A 17534-nucleotide genomic window follows, 5' to 3' on the forward strand; every position below is an offset into this window, starting at 1 on the left:
TATGAATCGTTTTTGTAGTTCTGAAGTATATGCGCCAAGTAACCCGTTGCCCGTGATATACAACACCATTGTTAATGTCCAATTAATCGACAACTGAAGGTAAACAATAGGCACACCCATAACAACAAGTGTTTTAAGGACTGGTGGAAACCCTAAATTTTCACCCGAATTTATAGTTAGAAGGTCAGTCAGTACGCTCCAGTTTCATCATAAGGATTATAAAGCTGAGTGTTATACTAGGATGTTAACTTTTGTACATCCACAGCCATCTTTTAAACAAGGTCGTGTACTTGAACAGTGCTGTCAAAAAAACAGCCCATCATATTCAATAAGCCTATTATCCTTTTAAACTCAGCTATCATCTTTCATAGAGCTCTTCTTTACTGAAGCTAAAGATGAGGTAATTATCGCTGTAGGCATAGCTATCATTCCTAGACCTAAGATTAGTATTACTGTGGTTAAAATCTTCCCAACAATAGTTACCGGATAGATATCACCATATCCAACCGTAGTTAATGTAGCCACCGCCCACCATAGGCTGTCACCAATTGTTTTATATACGTCCGGTTGTGCAGAGTTTTCGGCGTGATAAACACCAACTGCAGCCATAAACAAAAGCACAAAAGAGATAAGTAACCAAAGGATAAGCTCTTCTCGAGACTCTCGCATAGCGAGTCTAAATCTACGGAGGGCGTTCTGATACTTCAAAAGTTTGAGCAAACGGGTTAGACGGAGAAGACGTATCAATCGGACAGATCTTAAGTCCATCGTTGGAATTAGTAGACTTGGAAGGATTGCGATGAGATCAACAATCGAATAAAAACTGAAAAGATATTGACGCTTTTCCGAGCTAAGATAAAGTCTATAAAAATATTCGACAATGAAAACTGTCAGTACAACGTACTCACTAAACTCGAAAAACCTTAGAACTAGGATAGGCAAGTTTGGAACTGTCGTAATTACAATGCTTACTGATGAAAACAGTACTAAACTTATGGATAACCACTCAACCCAGTTAGGTATTTCGGTTGCTAAAGACCCACGGCTAGACACCAATCTTTCTCCGTGAGGATTCTTGTTTTAGCACCTTCATTTCTATTCTTGATTACCGTTTCTATTTTTCTTCCGTAAGATTTCTGAATCCAATCGCGACTTGCGACATTTCCAATAACTAAATAATCCAGATTTTTAGTAACGGATTTAGAGATCAGCGCACCAATGGATTCTGCGATTGTAGCATGACGCCTACGTGTACCTGACACAAAGCTCCCAGTGAAACACACTGATCGGCCTTTGAACGAATATGGTAACTCATCATTCTTAAGAAAAGCTGTTGTAAGCCCTCCTACTGCACCGTATTCCCAAAACTTCTGAGCGGATATATCGTTGAGCGTTGTCAGCAACTCATTACTCTCATCAGAAGAAATAACACCATCTTCGAGAATTTTCTCGACTCTAGAGTGGATTGCACTTCCTGGCCAACGCTCTACCAGTTCCGGATTTGCATTTAGAAGGTTCCGAAGTTTAAATATCTCATCATCTGTTAGAAGATTATCTGCTGTAATCCCGCTAATAAACCCCATCAAATCATGCGTAAACTGATCCACGCCCGCTGGCGGCGTTGAATATTCAATGATGCAGTTAATAAGCTCTGTTAGATCCTCGTACTCCTCAGTAGTTATCACCTTGTCTCGCAAAATATCCCCAATAGCATCCCGCAAATCTAATATATCGCCGTCTCCTATTTCCTTTGCTTCATTATCGATCCAAAGCTTAAGGTAGAAAATCTCTGAATCCTGAAGCTCATTGTCGGAAACAATACCTTGTAGAATTCCTCTCAGAGTCAGAACTGTCTTCAACCTATTTCTTGAGTAATTGAGCCCTCTATCGGCGGGCTGACCATCCTTGTTTAGAACAACCACTACAAATCTCCATTTTGACCAGTTTGCAGTACAACTACCATACTAGCGCTCCCAGTTAAACAAAAGTTTGTCAGTATTCAAACGTCATCCAGAAGCTTATGTAAAACACGGTGAATGCAAACTGCTTAATCTTCACGTGCCAAAACCTCGATTGCATCAACGTGAACATAGGGATAGGCAAAAAAATAAAGTTTTTTTTGAACCAAGGATTCAACATCAATTGAAGTTCGACGCTACAGTCTCGAAGATTACAATGCACCGAACCACAGACGCTGCCACAGCTAAACAGTCGAGTAAAACTAAGGGCTTTAAGAAGAACTAAGTAATGAATGAAGTTGGCACTTGCAAAAAACCAAACCCCCAAAACGACAAAAGCCCCGAAACCTTGCGGTTACGGGGCTTTTGAAATTTGGTGCCGACACCAAGAGTCGAACTCGGGACCTACTGATTACAAGTCAGTTGCTCTACCAACTGAGCTATGCCGGCTAACGGAGGCGTACTATAGTGATGGTTTTTAAAAAGGTCAACAACTAGTTGATAATTAACGGAATTTTTTGCTTTGCCGGGTTTTCCATTCACTTTCTCCTGCTTTTCACGGCTGAGCCGGTTTTTTTGGTTTACAATGGCCTTGTTCTACCCGGAGTTTCAAGTCAATGTGCCGTTTTCTTATCGCTTCCGCCGGGCTATGGCTGGCCGCTATTGCCAGCGCCTCGACTTCCGAACCGTTGGTTATCTGTTACGAAGACCAGCACTTCCCCCCTTATATTCTGGGCACTTCCGGGCAGGTTGCCGGGCACGGCGGCATCATCTACGACTATATCGAACAGAGTGCGGCCCTACTTGAGCACCCCGTGGTGTTTGAGCGCAAGCCGTGGAAGCGCTGTCAGGTTGAATTACAGCATGGCGATGTCGATGCCATGTTCGCCACCATCTATACCGAAGAGCGTGACGCCTGGGCGGCGTTCCCTAAGACCGATGGTGTGCCGGATGACCGTTATCTGCACTTCGCCACCTACCCCGTTTTTGTGCCCATGGGTTCTGAGCTGAGCTGGAATGGCGAAGCCTTTAGCCCGGCGAAACCGCTGGTGCAGTCCGTTCCCGGGTACGTCAGTGAGAAAAAGCTGTTAGCGATGGGCATGCGCCCTATTACCGCCTTGCTCCCACGTGAGGCGCTGCCACTGGTGGCGACGGGGCGGCTGGAAGGCTATGTGCTGGAAGAACAGTTGGGGCGTGAACTCGCTCGGCAAATGGGGCTAGAGGACAACATCACCACCTTGCCGATCCCGTTCCTGGAACAGCCTTGGTACCTGGCGTTTTCCAAGCAACGTTATGCGCAAGACCCGGAGTTGGTGGAAACTTTCTGGACGATCTTAAAAGAGGTTCGGGAAACGCTGGGGCCATCCATCATTAAGCGTTATACCGAGTAAGCGAGCGCGGAGGCTGCCCGGTTTTGAGCAGCTCCGCGTGAGTAATGACTTACTTCTTAACCTGTTCGGCCACTTTTTCCAGCTTCTTGTGGCGCACATCTTTGCCTTTCACCAGATAAATCACCTGCTCGGCAATGTTACGCGCGTGGTCGCCAATGCGTTCCAGCGAGCGCAATGCCCACATGACGTTCAGTGCGCGGGAAATGCTGCGCGGGTCTTCCATCATGGTGGTTACCAGCGAGCGGATCGCGGTGCCGTATTCCAGGTCAACGGCTTTGTCCTGCTGCATCACCGACAGCGCGGCTTCGGCATCCAGACGGGCAAAGGAGTCCAGTGCCGATTGCACCATCTGACGGACTTTCTCACCAATGTGGCGCAGCTCAACATAACCTTGCGGGCCTGAGCCGGTGTCGGCCAGTTCAATGGCCTGCTTGGCGATCTTGGCGGCTTCGTCCCCGATGCGTTCCAGTTCATTCACGGTCTTGGTAACCGAGATGATGAAACGCAGGTCCGAGGCGGCCGGGTTACGCTTGGCCAGAATCTGGGTGGTCTGTTTGTCGATGGTGATTTCCATCTTGTTGACGTCTTTGTCTTTTTCGATGGCGCGGGTCGCCAGGTCGGTGTCGACTTCCATCAACGATTTAAACGCCGTTTCGATCTGCTGTTCCACCAGACCGCCCATCTCCATCAGATGCTTGCGGGCATCTTCCAGTTCAGCATTGAACTGGGCGGAGGTATGTTTATCAAAGGTCATTTTATCCATGGTGAACTCCTGTTAACCGAATCGGCCGGTGATGTAGTCTTCCGTCAGTTTGTGCTCGGGGGCGGTGAATATCTTGTCGGTTTTGCCCACTTCAATCAATCGACCCAGATGGAAATACGCAGTCCGGTGCGATACCCGCGCCGCCTGCTGCATGCTGTGGGTGACGATCGCGATGGTGTAGTTTTCGGACAGCTCCGCAATCAGCTCTTCGATGCGCGCGGTAGCGATCGGGTCCAGTGCCGAACACGGCTCGTCCATCAGAATCACTTCCGGTGATACGGCAATGGTACGGGCAATACACAGACGCTGCTGCTGACCACCAGACAAACCGGTGGCTGGCTGGTCCAATCGGTCTTTTACTTCGTCCCAGATACTGGCTTTACGCAGGGCGGTTTCGACCACTTCGTCCAGCTCGGCACGACGCGTCACCAAACCGTGAATTTTTGGTCCATAAGCGACGTTGTCGTAAATGGATTTCGGGAACGGGTTCGGCTTCTGGAACACCATACCGACGCGCGCGCGCAGGTTAACGACGTCCATGTGTTTGTCGTAGATGTTGTCGCCATCGAGAATGATGTCGCCGGTGATACGACAGATGTCGATGGTGTCGTTCATGCGGTTCAGCGTTCGCAGAAACGTCGACTTACCACAGCCGGACGGGCCGATCATGGCGAGTACTTCGTTTTTGCCGATATCCAGATCGACACCGTAAATGGCTTGTTTGTCGCCGTAGTGAACGTCAACGTTGCGGGTCGACATACGCACGTCGCTGTCCATGGTGGGTTTACCGACGGTGCTGGTCCAGCCCTCGAATACCGCTTCCATTGAGTCTTTTGCTAATGTAGTCACAGCTTTTACCTCTTAAATCTCTTTAGTCGCGCCGGGGCTTACCAGCGGGTTTCAAATTTCTTACGCAGATACACCGCCAGCAGGTTCATGGCGGCCAGGAAGCCGAGCAGAACCATGATGGCACCGGAGGTTTTGGCGACGAACGCGCGTTCCGGCAAGTCAGACCACAGGAAGATCTGCACCGGTAATACCGTTGCCGAATCCAAAGGCCCACTCGGGATGTCTGCAATAAACGCCACCATACCAATCATCAGCAGCGGGGCGGTTTCACCCAGTGCCTGGGCCATGCCGATGATGGTACCGGTCAGCATGCCGGGCATGGCCAGCGGTAGTACGTGATGCATCACCATCTGAACTTTGGAGGCACCCAGGCCCAGTGCCGCTTCACGAATGCTCGGCGGTACGGCTTTAATGGCCGAACGCGACGAAATAATAATGGTCGGTAACGTCATCAGGGTCAAAACCAAACCGCCCACCACCGGCGCTGAACGCGGCAGATGGAACACGTTGATAAACACCGCCAGACCGAGCAGACCAAACACGATGGAGGGGACTGCCGCCAGATTGTTGATGTTCACTTCAATAATTTCGGTCAGGCGATTCTTCGGTGCAAACTCTTCCAGATAGATGGCCGCGGCAACGCCAATCGGGAACGACAGCGCCAGTGTAACCAGCAGGGTAAAGAACGAGCCGAGCATGGCTCCGCGAATACCGGCTTGCTCAGGTTCACGAGAGTCGCCGTTGGTGAAGAACGTGGTATTGAATGACTTCTTCAACTCACCGGACTCGATCAGCGATTCCACCAGGCTGTTTTGCAAATCGGAAATCCGACGCTCGTTTTCCGGTACCGACATATCGACCTGACCTTTCATCAGTGCATCGATTTCATCGTCGGCCATCAGCCACACTTCTTCGGTGGTGCCGAGCAGTTCCGGATTGGCTTCGAGCCGATCTTTCAGATCGTATTCGGCCACACTGGAGACCAGTGAATACATGGCGCGACGATCCGAACGACCGGACACATACGGGAAGCGTTCTTTCATGGCGTTTTTTACCAGCGCGCCCCAGTCGGCGAACATCAGCTGGCTTTCATCGTTAAGGTCGCTGACACCAATGGCGTCGGCATCGTAAGTCACGGTCAGGCGGATTTCAGTCGCGTAAAAGGTGCTCCATCCTGCGGTAAAGATGGTGCCCAGCAACATCGCCAGGAAGCACAGGCCAATGACGATCGACGCCACACCGTACGCACGGAAGCGCTTTTCTTTGGCGTAACGCTTGCCCAGCTTGGCCTTCATGCGTTCTTCTTTGACGGTTGCCAATCGTTCGATGGCATTCATATTCTGATCAGTCATATTGCTCTCGGAACCTCTTCACAACGGCCAGGGCCACTACGTTCAGCATCAGGGTGGTGAAAAACAGCATCAGACCCAGGGCAAAAGCGGATAGGGTTTTAGCGCTGTCGAACTCCTGGTCACCGACCAGCAGTGTCGCAATCTGTACGGTTACGGTAGTCACAGCTTCCAACGGGTTGGCCGTCAGGTTAGCGGCCAGACCCGCCGCCATCACCACAATCATGGTTTCGCCAATGGCGCGCGAAGCGGCCAGCAGAATACCGCCGACAATACCGGGCAGCGCGGCCGGGAAAACCACCTGCTTAATGGTTTCGCTGCGGGTGGCACCCAGACCGTAGGAGCCATCGCGCAGGGAGTTTGGCACGGCGCTGATAACGTCATCGGCCAGCGAGGAAACAAACGGGATAATCATGATGCCCATAACCAAACCCGCCGCCAGGGCCGACTCGGACGAGACACCATTCACACCGATGCCTTCGAAAAAGTTTTTTAGCTGCGGCGCCATGGTCAGGGCGGCGAAGAAACCGTAAACCACGGTCGGGATACCCGCGAGCACTTCCAGCAGCGGTTTAACGACGTTACGCACTTTCGAACTGGCGTACTCCACCAAGTAGACGGCCGACATCAGACCAATCGGCACCGCAATCAACAGAGCAATAAAGGCAATTAACAGGGTACCGACAAACAGTGGTACCGCACCAAAGGCGCCGGAGGAGCCGGGAACATCGGCAGTCACGGCAATCTGCGGGCTCCACTTGGTGCCGAAGATAAAGTCGAAGAAAGGCACTTCGCGGAAGAACCGAACCGATTCAAACAGCACCGAGAACACAATACCGACGGTGGTGAAAATCGCGATCAGCGAGCTGAGCATCAGCAGAATACGGAAGAACGCTTCGAACTGGTTGCGCGCTTTTTGTGCCGGGCGAATCAGCTTCCAGCCGATGGCTCCGGTTAAGCCCGCCAGGCCCAACGTTAAAATGGTTTTCAGGATACTGGAACGATCTTCCAGCGCCGTGAGCTGCTCGGCCGCCGTCAACAACGCCGGGTCGGATGCGTTGGTGATGACCCCGGAGCGCAGATTATTAATTTCGGACCAGAGCAGATTGGTTTGGGATTCGCTCAATGCTTTCAGCGAGTCCGGAAAGGAACTGGCGACGATGCCCTGAATCACAGTCGATTCAAACATCACCCAGAGGCTCAGCACGACAAAGCCCGGTATGCCCGCCCACACGGCAGCCATCAGGCCATAATAGTTCGGTAATGAATGCAGGTAGCGCACTCCACCGACAGACTGCGCGACCACTTCTGAACGCTTACGACCAAAAAAGTAACTGATGGCGGCGATCAGAATCAGCAGTAATAACAAAGACGATGACGTCATGCTGGTTCCTCTTAACACTAAATTGCCGGTGTCAAACCGGCCTGTTTCAAACGTAAAAAAGAGCCAGGCCGATGAGCCTGACTCTTTGCGTAATCCGGGAGGCCCAGATTACATATTCAATACTTTCTGTGCATTCACGTCGGCGCGCATTTTCTGCAGTTCGACACCGCTCAGAGGGATCAGACCCTTCTCAGCCAGGTAACCGTCTTCAGACTGTGCCGCGTTGCTCAGGAAAGTGTTTACATATTCCATGATGCCTGGAATCACGCCGATGTGCTGCTTCTTAACGAAGAAGTGCAGTGGGCGAGAAACTGGGTAAGAACCGTCAGCGATGTTGTCGAAAGAGATATCAACACCGTCGAAAGAAGCACCCTGCAGCTTGTCGCTGTTCTGATCCAGGAACGAGTAACCGAAGATACCGAAAGAGCTTGGGTCAGCGTCCAGCTTCTGAACGATCAGGTTGTCGTTCTCACCCGCTTCAACGAACGCGCCGTCTTCACGCATAGAACCACATACTTCTTCCCACTTGCTCTTGTCTGAGCTCTTCAGGTCTTTGATCCAGGAAATTTCTGAACAACCTTTTTCCATGACCAGCTCAACGAAGGCAGCACGAGTACCGGACGTTGGCGGTGGGCCCAGAACGCGGATCTTAGTCGCAGGCAGGCTGCTGTTTACGTCTTTCCAGGTCTGGTACGGGTTTTCGATCAGCTCGCCTTCTTTGTCACCTGGGACATGAGCGGCCAAGGCCAGGAACAGGTCCTTACGGCTGACATCGATTTTGTCTGACTGGCGGCTGTTAGCGAACGCAATGCCGTCATAACCGATTTTCACTTCGATGATATCAATGCCTTTTTCAGCACAAGCATCGAACTGAGACTGTTTGATGTAGCTAGAAGAGTTTGTGATGTCCGGCGTGTTCTCACCGATGCCGTCACAGAACAGCTTCAGACCACCACCAGAACCGGTCGACTCAATGGTCGGGGTTGGGTTACCAGTCGCACGACCAAAACGCTCTGCCACAACAGTCGCGAAGGGATACACTGTTGAAGAACCAACGATGTTGATCTGATCACGGGCTTGGGCTGGAACTGCAGCGATTGCAGCCGTTGTCGCCAGCATTGCAGCAAATATTGTCTTTTTCACGGAACTTCCTCCAATTTTTTTTAGGTCTGAGCCTTCAACTCGAGAAGCATCGTAGACCTGTAATATGACAATCATATGAACTCAATGTGACACAAATATGACAACTGACATATTTGAAGGAAAACGCAGGTTAGTGCAGACGATGATCGGATAAACGTCAACCCGGTAAGTTGATCATCCGATAGGCAGCGCGGGGATGGCTCGTTATACTAGGGCCTGTTAACGCTATTTGCACCCATTCACGTCATCTTTATCACCTGCTCAGGTGAAATCACCACGACTCGCGCGTTTTGCCCGTCGTGAACGGTTTAAACTCGGCAAACTGGATATAAATAGTGTTAACAGGCCCTAATAGCCATCCAAATACAACAATACGCTGATAAGACGACAACCTGATGAAAAAACTGGACGAATCTAACCCCGAACCGCGTGGTGAGCTGCAACTACGCGTCATGGCACGACCCGCCGATGCCAATCCGAACGGTGATATTTCCGGTGGCTGGCTGGTCACCCAAATGGATACGGCGGCCAGCATTGTCGCCAATCGCCTGTCCAACGGCCGTACTGCGACCATGGCCATTGGTGACATGAGCTTTGTGCGACCTATTAAAGTCGGCTCGGTGGTCTGTTGCTATACCCACGTGATCAGCATGGGGCGCTCATCGGTGCGGATTATGGTCGAGGTCTGGAGCCGCATGCCTGAAGATGAAGAACGCCAGAAGGTGACCGAGGCTGAGTTCGTCTACGTGGCCATCGATGACAACCGACGTATCCGATCATTAGAGCCAAGAGCACCGCTCGTCGCCGCCAAGTAAAGGCGTTCAGAATCCAACCTGCGTGAAAACAACCTGCTTCGTACCGGATAAAACCGGTACGCTAGCCGCTTGTTCCTGTTTTGCGACGGTGTGTTATGCGTTTTCCTGCCCTGCCCTTTGGTCTGCTGTCGGTGCTGATGAGCCCGGCGCTCTTGGCCGCCACCTTAACTATTGAACCCGTCGAACCCGAGAACCGCACGGTTATCCAGGCAGAGTTCACCGATGGCCTGGCCGAACAGGCTCTGGAGAAAGGCTCCTACCGGCTGCACGTACAGCGTTCGGGTGAGTGTGCCTTCGACTTGGGTGGGTCACCCGACACACGCGTACGCTTTAATCGCCCTATTCCGTTGACGGCCTGCGCAGAAGCGCCGTTAGAACTTAAGGTACGCGTACCCGGCAGCTTTACCTTCACATTGGATGCGCAAGCGCCGTCCCTGACCCTGACTTTCACACCACAAAAAACGGCATCCACCCCATTTCGGCGACCCCTGCCGGAAACTCAATGTAACGTCTGGACCGGCGGACCGGTAACGGTCGATGTTCAGTCCGTTTTCAATGACGGCGAGGTTCTGCGCGATTATTACAGCGGCCATCTCGCGGAAGTGGTGAATGGCCAGGTCACGTTGACGCCCGCCAAGGGCAGCAATGGCCTGTTGTTACTCGAACGGGCCGAACATCAGCCGTCTGCGTTCAGCTGGGACAACCTGACGGTTTACTTTGTCATGACGGATCGGTTCCACAATGGCGACCCGAGCAACGACCACAGTTTCGGCCGACAATCTGACGGGAAAGAGGAAATCGGGACTTTTCACGGCGGTGATATCCGCGGTTTGATCGACAAACTCGATTACATCGAGGCGCTGGGCGCCAATGCGATCTGGATGACGCCACTGGTTGAACAGGTACACGGGTTTGTCGGTGGTGGCGAAAACGGCGACTTCCCGTTCTATGCCTATCATGGCTATTGGGCACTGGATTACACGCGCCTGGATCCGAACTTCGGTACCGATGCTGACCTGCGCGAGTTGGTTCAGGAAGCCCATCGACGTGATATCCGGCTGATATGGGACGCGGTGATTAACCATGCGGGATACGCCACCGGGCAGGATCTGGTCGATTTTGACGTGGACGCCTTCAAAGCCGGTGAGCGGGTTGATAACCAATGGCAGCCCAGCGCCGGCCAGACCTGGCACAGCTTTCACGACGCCATCGACTACAACAGTACCGCTTGGAATGCCGATTGGTGGAACTCAGATTGGGTTCGGGGAAGCTTCCCGGGTTATGAAGCTCCGGGCGGAGACGATTTGACGATGGCGCTGGCCGGCTTACCGGATTTCCGCACCGAGTCGTCCGAGCCTGTCGGGTTACCGCCGATCCTTCTTGATAAGGCTGACAGCCGCGCCATGACAACGCAACAGACCGTGGCTGAGCACCTGATTGACTGGCAAGCCTATTGGGTTCGTGAGTATGGCATCGATGCGTTTCGTGTCGACACCGCTAAGCACGTGGAACTGGAACGCTGGTCGCAACTCAAACAAGCCGCCACTGAGGCATTGCGCGACTGGAAATCAGACAACGGCGACCAAGCATTAGATGACAGCCCCTTCTGGATGGTCGGCGAAGTCTTCGACCACCCTCTGTATAAAGATTATTACTACGATGCAGGGTTCGATAGCCTGATCAACTTTGAGTTTCAGGAAGCCGCCCATGAGCTGGCACTGTGCATGAACCGACTTGACGAGACGTTTCAACGGTACGCCAATACGGTGAACGCCGACCCGGACTTTAATGCCCTGACTTACATCAGCAGCCACGACACCACGCTGTTTTATGCCAAATACCAAAGCCTGGAACTGCAAAAACGAGTCGCCGCGCCGTTTCTGTTATTACCCGGTGGCGTCCAGATCTATTATGGCGACGAGTCCGGACGCCCGCTGGGGCCCTATGGCGATGATTTTCATCAGGGGACCCGATCCGACATGAACTGGGAAGACATCAAAGACGATCGGGCCGAACTGCTGAACCACTGGAAGATTCTCGGTCAGTTCCGGAATCGTCATGTTGCCATTGGTGCCGGCACACATCGCAAAATCAGTGACTCCCCTTACGTTTTCAGTCGTCAAAAAGACGATGACAGCGTGGTGATTGTGTTCGCGGGCAATGAGGCGCAATAACGGATCACGATTGAGTTGATCTGGGTCGTCTCAGCCCGGGTCAACCCGCGTAATTTTTCGACATTACAGTTTTATTACACACTCAGATCTCTATAATGCGCGGCACAAATGGCCCAATCCGATTAAGGAATGCTTATGTCCGTGACCAGCCCACTGTCGCAACTGTTCGGTCGATCACCGGTCAAGCCGATGCAGCGACACATCAGTAAAGCCCATGCCTGTACCAAAGCGTTGCAGCCGTTCCTCGAAGCGGCCATGGCAAATGATTACAAGACCGCTGAAAAGTATCGCAATGAGATCATTCAGCTGGAAGCCGAAGCTGACGATATGAAACGGGACATTCGGGCAAATCTGCCGAACAGCCTGTTCATGCCCGTGCCACGACAAGACCTGCTGGAACTGCTGAGCATGCAGGACCGGATCGCTAACCGCGCCAAAGACATCAGCGGGATTATGCTCGGCCGTGAAATGTCGATCCCAACCGAGATTCAACCGCTGATGACTAAGTATTTAAAAGCTGCGGTAAATACCTCCAAGCGCGCAAAAGAAGCCATGGCCGAGCTCGATGAGCTGTACGAAACCGGCTTTGGCAGCAAAGAAGTGGACTTTGTTAATAAGCTGCTCGACAAGCTCGACGCGCAGGAACATAAGACTGACGAATTCGAGATCAAGATGCGCCGCGCCCTGCGGGACATCGAAACCAACTACCCACCGCTGGAAATGATGTTTCTGTACCGCGTCATCGAAATGATTGGCGACCTGGCAGACGTTTCCCAACGGGTGGGTTCTCGACTCCAGATTATCATCGCCAAATAGGTCCGGCGGTTCAAATTCCACTTTATTGAGGTTGTTTTATGTTCGTTATTAGTGAATACGGGCAAATCCTGATTTTTATGGCCTGCATATTTGGCTTTCTGATGGCCTGGGGTGTGGGCGCAAACGACGTCGCCAACGCCATGGGTACGTCTGTCGGCTCAAAAGCACTGACCATTAAACAAGCGATCATCATCGCGATGATCTTTGAGTTTGCCGGGGCCTATCTGGCCGGTGGTGAAGTCACCGGTACCATCCGTAAGGGCATTGTCGATCAGGCGGTGTTTGCCGATGAGCCGCAGCTTTTGGTCTACGGGATGATGTCGGCCCTGTTAGCTGCTGGTATCTGGCTGGCCATTGCGTCCTGGAAAGGCTGGCCGGTCTCGACCACTCACTCAATTGTGGGTGCGATTGTCGGCTTTGCGGCGGTCGGTATCGACTTTGACGCCGTACACTGGAGCAAAGTGGGCTCGATCGTCGCTAGCTGGGTGGTTTCACCGGTGCTGTCGGGTACATTGGCCTTCTTCCTGTTCCGCAGCGTTTATCGCTTCATCCTGAACACCGACGACCCATTCCAGAACGCCAAGCGTTATGTTCCGGTCTACATGTTCCTGGTAGGCTTCATGATGGCGATGGTGACCTTACTGAAAGGCCTGAAGCACATTGGTCTGCACCTGAGCTTCCTGCAGTCTACTGGCCTGTCTGTCGTCGCTGGTTTGTTGGTGATGGCATTAGGCGCCCTGTTACTGACCCGGATTAAGATCGACAAAAAGGCCAACAAAGACTTCCGTTACGCGTCTGTTGAGAAAGTCTTTGCTGTCCTGATGGTCTTCACCGCCTGTGCGATGGCTTTTGCCCACGGCTCGAACGACGTAGCAAATGCCATTGGCCCATTGGCGGCTGTGGTCAGCACCATTCAAAACAACGGTGAAATTCTTGCCAAGAGTGCATTGCCTTCCTGGATCCTGATGTTGGGCGGTGGCGGTATCGTCGTCGGCCTGGCGACCTTTGGTTACAAGGTAATGGGCACCATCGGCCGTAAAATTACCGAACTGACGCCAAGCCGGGGTTTTGCCGCCGAACTGGCCGCCGCGACAACCGTCGTCATTGCATCGGGTACCGGACTGCCGGTTTCAACCACACACACCTTGGTTGGCGCGGTACTGGGTGTTGGTCTTGCTCGTGGTATTTCTGCACTGAACCTGCGGGTGATCGGCAGCATCGTATCCAGCTGGATCATCACTCTGCCTGCCGGTGCGTTCCTGTCGATTCTGTTCTTCTTCACATTGAAAGGCATATTCGGTTAAGCCGAGGCCTTTCTGTGGCAGTGATCGTCAGATCACTGCCGCTCACTTCACCGTCCCTGTTCCAAAAAACCTGCGCACCGCTGATAAAACTCAGTACTCGTCTGTTCTCTTTGACTGCACCAGGCCAACCCGGCTAAACCATGGTAAACCGCATAACAAGCGACCAGATGCTTTAACTGCGCCATACTCTCCAGCCAGTCCGCTGAACCATAACCGGCCAGCAGCGCCGTTAACTCGATGTCATTCATATCAGAGGGATGGGTTAGCAATTTAAAGAAGTCCATACTGGCGTGTCCGCCCCGCATGGATTCAAAATCAATAATCCCGGTGTATCCGGACTCATCAGCCAGGATATTGCCATCACGAAAGTCGAAATGGGTCGCCGTCGGCAGGTAGCTATCCGGTATCTCATCGATACCCTCATGAAACCTCGCATAAGCCATCTCTGCGGTTTTTCGTGCTGGGCCGATGATTTTATCGATGTAGCGGTCGGTATTGCTGAGCAACAGCTCACGCCAGCTTTTATGGCCATCGAAACTATCCGCTGAAACAGTATGCAGCGCCCTGAGATCGTGCCCCAACTTGGATAAGTCACGATGCGACAGCTGATGAAAACTTTTCAGCGGCATGCCTTCCAGGGATGTCATCAGGATCAATCCATGGTCGTTCGCCTTGGTGATCTCCAGGGCGTCAGGAACAAACGGACAATGTGAGAGGCGCTTCAGCCAGAAGTACTCACGCTCTGCTTTTTCCAAGCTAAACGGACGTTTCAAGACATAACACTGGCGGCCACTGCGAAAACGAAGCACCTCAGACGCAAAAGATTCGCCTATGGGCAGCTGCTCGTCCACGGTGAGCCCAAAGCAAGACGTTGCCAATTCGATCAATTCCGGTTTTGCCACTTTTTTACTCCCTTAAACGCAAAAACCCGGCTAAAAAGCCGGGTCTTTTTACGGAAGAACGTCTCAGTCTTCGGAAGCGTCTGCTTCGTCAACTTCAGGACGGTCAACCAGTTCAACGATAGCCATTGGAGCACTGTCGCCGGCACGGTAGCCGCACTTCAGTACACGCAAATAACCACCTGGACGCGCTTGGTAGCGAGGACCCAGTTCATTGAACAGCTTGCCTACAGAAACATCAGAACGAGTACGGTCGAAAGCCAGACGACGATTAGCAACAGAGTCTTCTTTTGCTAATGTGATCAGCGGCTCAGCAACGCGACGCAGTTCTTTTGCCTTAGGCAAGGTCGTTTTAATCACTTCATGCTCGAACAGGCTGTTGGCCAGGTTTTGCAACATAGCCTTACGGTGAGCACTGGTGCGGTTAAAGTGACGACCACTTTTACGATGACGCATTTCTACATTCCTTACCAGTCAGACTTAAGGTTACGCAAGAACCTTATCGTCATTCTTTAAACTTGCAGGTGGCCAAGCTTCCAGGACCATGCCCAGAGACAGACCTTTCGACGCCAGAACGTCCTTGATTTCAGTCAGAGACTTCTTACCAAGGTTTGGCGTTTTCAACAGTTCAACTTCGGTACGCTGGATCAGATCACCGATGTAGTAGATGTTCTCTGCTTTCAGGCAGTTCGCACTACGTACAGTCAGTTCCAGATCATCAACAGGACGCAACAGGATAGGATCGATCTTGTCTTCTTCCTTCTCCTGAACTGCTTCAGCCTGGTGGTCCAGATCAACAAAGGCTGCAACTTGCTGCTGCAGGATTGTTGCTGAACGACGGATGGCTTCTTCCGGGTCCAATGTACCGTTAGTTTCCAGTTCGATAACCAGTTTATCCAGGTCAGTACGCTGCTCGACACGTGCGTTTTCCACACTGTAAGCAACACGAACAACCGGACTGAACGTGGCGTCTAACTGCAAGCGACCAATGGGTTTGCTCTCGTCTTCTTCGCTGCTGCGGGCTTCTGCTGGCACGTAACCTCGACCCAGAGCAACTTTCAATGTCATGTTGACATCGGCGCTGCTACCCAGGTGAGCAATTACATGGTCAGGATTCGCGACTTCAACACCATGATCCAACTGGATGTCACCAGCGGTCAATGTGCCGGCACCTGACTTACGCAGAGTCAGTGTGCATTCTTCACGTTCATGAAGTTTAACAGCCACGTCTTTCAAATTGAGCAGGATTTCCTGAACGTCTTCCTGCACGCCTTCAATCGTGCTGTATTCATGCAATACACCGTCGATTTCAACTTCGGTGATTGCTGCGCCTGGCATTGACGACAACAGAATACGACGCAACGCATTACCCAGAGTATGACCGAAACCACGCTCTAAAGGCTCGAGCGTAATCTTTGCCCGGTTGGCGTTTACTTCCTGCACATCGATGTGACGTGGTGTCAAAAAGTCGTTTGCTGAACGCTGCATAGATGCCCCTATTTGCAGTGAGATTACTTAGAGTACAATTCCACAATCAAGTTTTCGTTGATGTCCTGGGACAGATCAGAACGCTCAGGTACCGCGCTGAACTTGCCTTCCAGTTTCTTCGCATCAACTTCAACCCATGAAACAGGTGCACGTGTTGCAGCCACGTCAACAGCGCTTTTAATACGCAATTGATTCGCTGACTTTTCACGAACAGACACTACATCACCAGGCTTAACTTGGAATGATGGAATGTTTACCGATTGGCCATTCACCAAGATTGCTTTATGTGAAACCAACTGACGTGCTTCTGCACGGGTTACACCAAAGCCCATTCGATAAACAACATTATCTAAACGACGTTCCAGCAGTTGCAGCAGGACTTCGCCCGTTGCACCTTTGGTACGCGCCGCTTCTTTGTAGTAGTTACGGAACTGCTTTTCCAGAACTCCGTAAGTACGACGTACTTTCTGTTTTTCGCGAAGCTGAATACCGTAATCAGACAACCGACCACGACGAGCACCGTGAACACCCGGTACCGTCTCGAGCTTGCACTTAGAATCAAGTGCGCGAACGCCACTCTTCAGGAACAGGTCAGTGCCTTCACGACGAGACAGCTTACACTTAGGACCAATATATCGTGCCATTACTCTGTCTCCTTATTAAACGCGACGCTTCTTGGGCGGCCGACAACCGTTATGTGGAATCGGTGTTACATCAGTAATGTTACTGATTCGATAACCCACCGCGTTTAATGCGCGTACCGCAGATTCACGACCTGGACCAGGACCTTTAACTTCAACGTCCAGATTCTTGAGACCATATTCCTGTGCAGCAGTACCGGCGCGCTCGGCGGCGATCTGTGCTGCAAATGGAGTGCTCTTTCGCGATCCACGGAAACCGGAGCCACCAGCAGTCGCCCAACTCAGGGTGTTGCCTTGGCGGTCCGTAATGGTCACGATGGTGTTGTTAAAAGAAGCGTGGATGTGCGCAATGCCATCCGCTACCTGCTTTTTCACCTTTTTACGTGACTTCGTACCTGGCTTTGCCATCTTCGATTTCCTATGTAAAAAACTTGTTAGTGCGAATCAAACTTAGCGTTTGATCGGCTTCTTAGGACCTTTACGGGTTCGGGCATTGTTTTTCGTGTTCTGACCGCGAACGGGCAGATTACGACGATGTCGAATACCACGGTACAACCCAG

The 17534-nt window shown here is 51.8% G+C and carries 18 protein-coding genes and 1 tRNA gene; 5 read left to right on the forward strand and 14 right to left on the reverse strand.

Annotation, left to right across the window (positions count from 1 at the left end):
• Window positions 1–351: 351 nt before the first annotated feature.
• The 3 genes from MED297_RS09205 to MED297_RS09215 all read right to left on the reverse strand — a co-directional run bounded on the left by MED297_RS09205 (window position 352) and on the right by MED297_RS09215 (window position 2408).
• On the reverse strand, window positions 352–1053 hold the full coding sequence (locus tag MED297_RS09205; RefSeq protein WP_161599292.1) for an ion transporter: 702 nt from the start codon (window positions 1051–1053) through the stop codon (window positions 352–354).
• On the reverse strand, window positions 1032–1859 hold the full coding sequence (locus tag MED297_RS09210) for a BRCT domain-containing protein (protein WP_154650895.1): 828 nt from the start codon (window positions 1857–1859) through the stop codon (window positions 1032–1034). Before MED297_RS09210 ends, MED297_RS09205 begins: the two co-directional genes overlap by 22 nt.
• Window positions 1860–2332: 473 nt before the next feature.
• Window positions 2333–2408, reverse strand: a tRNA-Thr gene (locus tag MED297_RS09215).
• 167 nt (window positions 2409–2575) lie between these two features.
• Here MED297_RS09215 and MED297_RS09220 point away from each other — a divergent pair.
• Window positions 2576–3349: a substrate-binding periplasmic protein gene (locus tag MED297_RS09220; RefSeq protein ID WP_008044302.1), complete on the forward strand. Its 774-nt coding sequence runs from the start codon at window positions 2576–2578 to the stop codon at window positions 3347–3349.
• 49 nt (window positions 3350–3398) lie between these two features.
• Here MED297_RS09220 and phoU read toward each other — a convergent pair whose 3' ends face one another.
• The 5 genes from phoU to MED297_RS09245 form a co-directional block, all read right to left on the reverse strand.
• Window positions 3399–4112 carry a phosphate signaling complex protein PhoU gene (gene phoU / locus MED297_RS09225; protein WP_008044303.1) on the reverse strand — a complete coding sequence of 238 codons (714 nt, stop codon included), beginning with the start codon at window positions 4110–4112 and terminating at the stop codon, window positions 3399–3401.
• A gap of 12 nt (window positions 4113–4124) precedes the next feature.
• A complete protein-coding gene (gene pstB / locus MED297_RS09230) occupies window positions 4125–4937 on the reverse strand; it encodes a phosphate ABC transporter ATP-binding protein PstB (RefSeq protein WP_008044309.1) in 813 nt (270 codons plus the stop codon).
• A gap of 62 nt (window positions 4938–4999) precedes the next feature.
• Entirely contained in the window at window positions 5000–6313 is a 1314-nt protein-coding gene (gene pstA, locus MED297_RS09235) for a phosphate ABC transporter permease PstA (RefSeq protein ID WP_008044310.1), read from the reverse strand.
• Window positions 6306–7694, reverse strand: coding sequence for a phosphate ABC transporter permease subunit PstC (gene pstC / locus MED297_RS09240; protein ID WP_008044312.1), 1389 nt, complete (start codon window positions 7692–7694; stop codon window positions 6306–6308). Before pstC ends, pstA begins: the two co-directional genes overlap by 8 nt.
• A 108-nt stretch (window positions 7695–7802) precedes the next feature.
• Window positions 7803–8837: a substrate-binding domain-containing protein gene (locus MED297_RS09245; RefSeq protein WP_237613429.1), complete on the reverse strand. Its 1035-nt coding sequence runs from the start codon at window positions 8835–8837 to the stop codon at window positions 7803–7805.
• Window positions 8838–9232: 395 nt separating this feature from the next.
• Between MED297_RS09245 and MED297_RS09250 the strand changes: the two genes are divergently transcribed.
• The 4 genes from MED297_RS09250 to MED297_RS09265 all read left to right on the forward strand — a co-directional run bounded on the left by MED297_RS09250 (window position 9233) and on the right by MED297_RS09265 (window position 13946).
• Window positions 9233–9652, forward strand: coding sequence for an acyl-CoA thioesterase (locus MED297_RS09250; protein ID WP_008044316.1), 420 nt, complete (start codon window positions 9233–9235; stop codon window positions 9650–9652).
• Between the two features lie 95 nt (window positions 9653–9747).
• Window positions 9748–11826: an alpha-amylase gene (locus MED297_RS09255; RefSeq protein WP_008044318.1), complete on the forward strand. Its 2079-nt coding sequence runs from the start codon at window positions 9748–9750 to the stop codon at window positions 11824–11826.
• 135 nt (window positions 11827–11961) lie between these two features.
• Complete coding sequence (locus tag MED297_RS09260) at window positions 11962–12642, forward strand: TIGR00153 family protein (protein WP_008044320.1); 681 nt, start codon at window positions 11962–11964, stop codon at window positions 12640–12642.
• A gap of 38 nt (window positions 12643–12680) precedes the next feature.
• Window positions 12681–13946, forward strand: coding sequence for an inorganic phosphate transporter (locus MED297_RS09265; RefSeq protein WP_008044323.1), 1266 nt, complete (start codon window positions 12681–12683; stop codon window positions 13944–13946).
• Between the two features lie 47 nt (window positions 13947–13993).
• Here the strand turns inward: MED297_RS09265 and MED297_RS09270 are convergent, their stop codons facing one another.
• The 6 genes from MED297_RS09270 to rpsM form a co-directional block, all read right to left on the reverse strand.
• Window positions 13994–14848 carry a phosphotransferase family protein gene (locus MED297_RS09270; RefSeq protein ID WP_008044325.1) on the reverse strand — a complete coding sequence of 285 codons (855 nt, stop codon included), beginning with the start codon at window positions 14846–14848 and terminating at the stop codon, window positions 13994–13996.
• 63 nt (window positions 14849–14911) lie between these two features.
• Entirely contained in the window at window positions 14912–15301 is a 390-nt protein-coding gene (gene rplQ / locus MED297_RS09275) for a 50S ribosomal protein L17 (RefSeq protein WP_008044327.1), read from the reverse strand.
• A 30-nt stretch (window positions 15302–15331) separates the two neighbouring features.
• Window positions 15332–16333, reverse strand: a complete 1002-nt coding sequence (locus MED297_RS09280) for a DNA-directed RNA polymerase subunit alpha (protein ID WP_008044329.1) — start codon at window positions 16331–16333, stop codon at window positions 15332–15334.
• 23 nt (window positions 16334–16356) lie between these two features.
• Window positions 16357–16977 carry a 30S ribosomal protein S4 gene (gene rpsD, locus MED297_RS09285; RefSeq protein ID WP_008044330.1) on the reverse strand — a complete coding sequence of 207 codons (621 nt, stop codon included), beginning with the start codon at window positions 16975–16977 and terminating at the stop codon, window positions 16357–16359.
• A 15-nt stretch (window positions 16978–16992) separates the two neighbouring features.
• The gene (gene rpsK / locus MED297_RS09290) at window positions 16993–17382 is read right to left on the reverse strand and encodes a 30S ribosomal protein S11 (protein ID WP_008044331.1); all 390 of its coding nucleotides are present in this window, start codon (window positions 17380–17382) and stop codon (window positions 16993–16995) included.
• Between the two features lie 42 nt (window positions 17383–17424).
• A partial coding sequence (gene rpsM, locus MED297_RS21825) for a 30S ribosomal protein S13 (protein WP_008044332.1) occupies window positions 17425–17534 on the reverse strand: 110 nt, incomplete at its 5' end.

Source organism: Reinekea blandensis MED297 (assembly GCF_000153185.1).
GTDB lineage: Bacteria > Pseudomonadota > Gammaproteobacteria > Pseudomonadales > Natronospirillaceae > Reinekea > Reinekea blandensis.

Bases quoted from the DNA above. Each gene is read 5' to 3' on its own strand.
- MED297_RS09220 (WP_008044302.1), top strand. From the start codon at position 2,576: ATGTGCCGTTTTCTTATCGCTTCCGCCGGGCTATGGCTGGCCGCTATT.
- phoU (WP_008044303.1), bottom strand. From the start codon at position 4,112: ATGGATAAAATGACCTTTGATAAACATACCTCCGCCCAGTTCAATGCT.
- pstB (WP_008044309.1), bottom strand. From the start codon at position 4,937: ATGGAAGCGGTATTCGAGGGCTGGACCAGCACCGTCGGTAAACCCACC.
- pstA (WP_008044310.1), bottom strand. From the start codon at position 6,313: ATGACTGATCAGAATATGAATGCCATCGAACGATTGGCAACCGTCAAA.
- pstC (WP_008044312.1), bottom strand. From the start codon at position 7,694: ATGACGTCATCGTCTTTGTTATTACTGCTGATTCTGATCGCCGCCATC.
- MED297_RS09250 (WP_008044316.1), top strand. From the start codon at position 9,233: ATGAAAAAACTGGACGAATCTAACCCCGAACCGCGTGGTGAGCTGCAA.
- MED297_RS09255 (WP_008044318.1), top strand. From the start codon at position 9,748: ATGCGTTTTCCTGCCCTGCCCTTTGGTCTGCTGTCGGTGCTGATGAGC.
- MED297_RS09260 (WP_008044320.1), top strand. From the start codon at position 11,962: ATGTCCGTGACCAGCCCACTGTCGCAACTGTTCGGTCGATCACCGGTC.
- MED297_RS09265 (WP_008044323.1), top strand. From the start codon at position 12,681: ATGTTCGTTATTAGTGAATACGGGCAAATCCTGATTTTTATGGCCTGC.
- rplQ (WP_008044327.1), bottom strand. From the start codon at position 15,301: ATGCGTCATCGTAAAAGTGGTCGTCACTTTAACCGCACCAGTGCTCAC.
- MED297_RS09280 (WP_008044329.1), bottom strand. From the start codon at position 16,333: ATGCAGCGTTCAGCAAACGACTTTTTGACACCACGTCACATCGATGTG.
- rpsD (WP_008044330.1), bottom strand. From the start codon at position 16,977: ATGGCACGATATATTGGTCCTAAGTGTAAGCTGTCTCGTCGTGAAGGC.
- rpsK (WP_008044331.1), bottom strand. From the start codon at position 17,382: ATGGCAAAGCCAGGTACGAAGTCACGTAAAAAGGTGAAAAAGCAGGTA.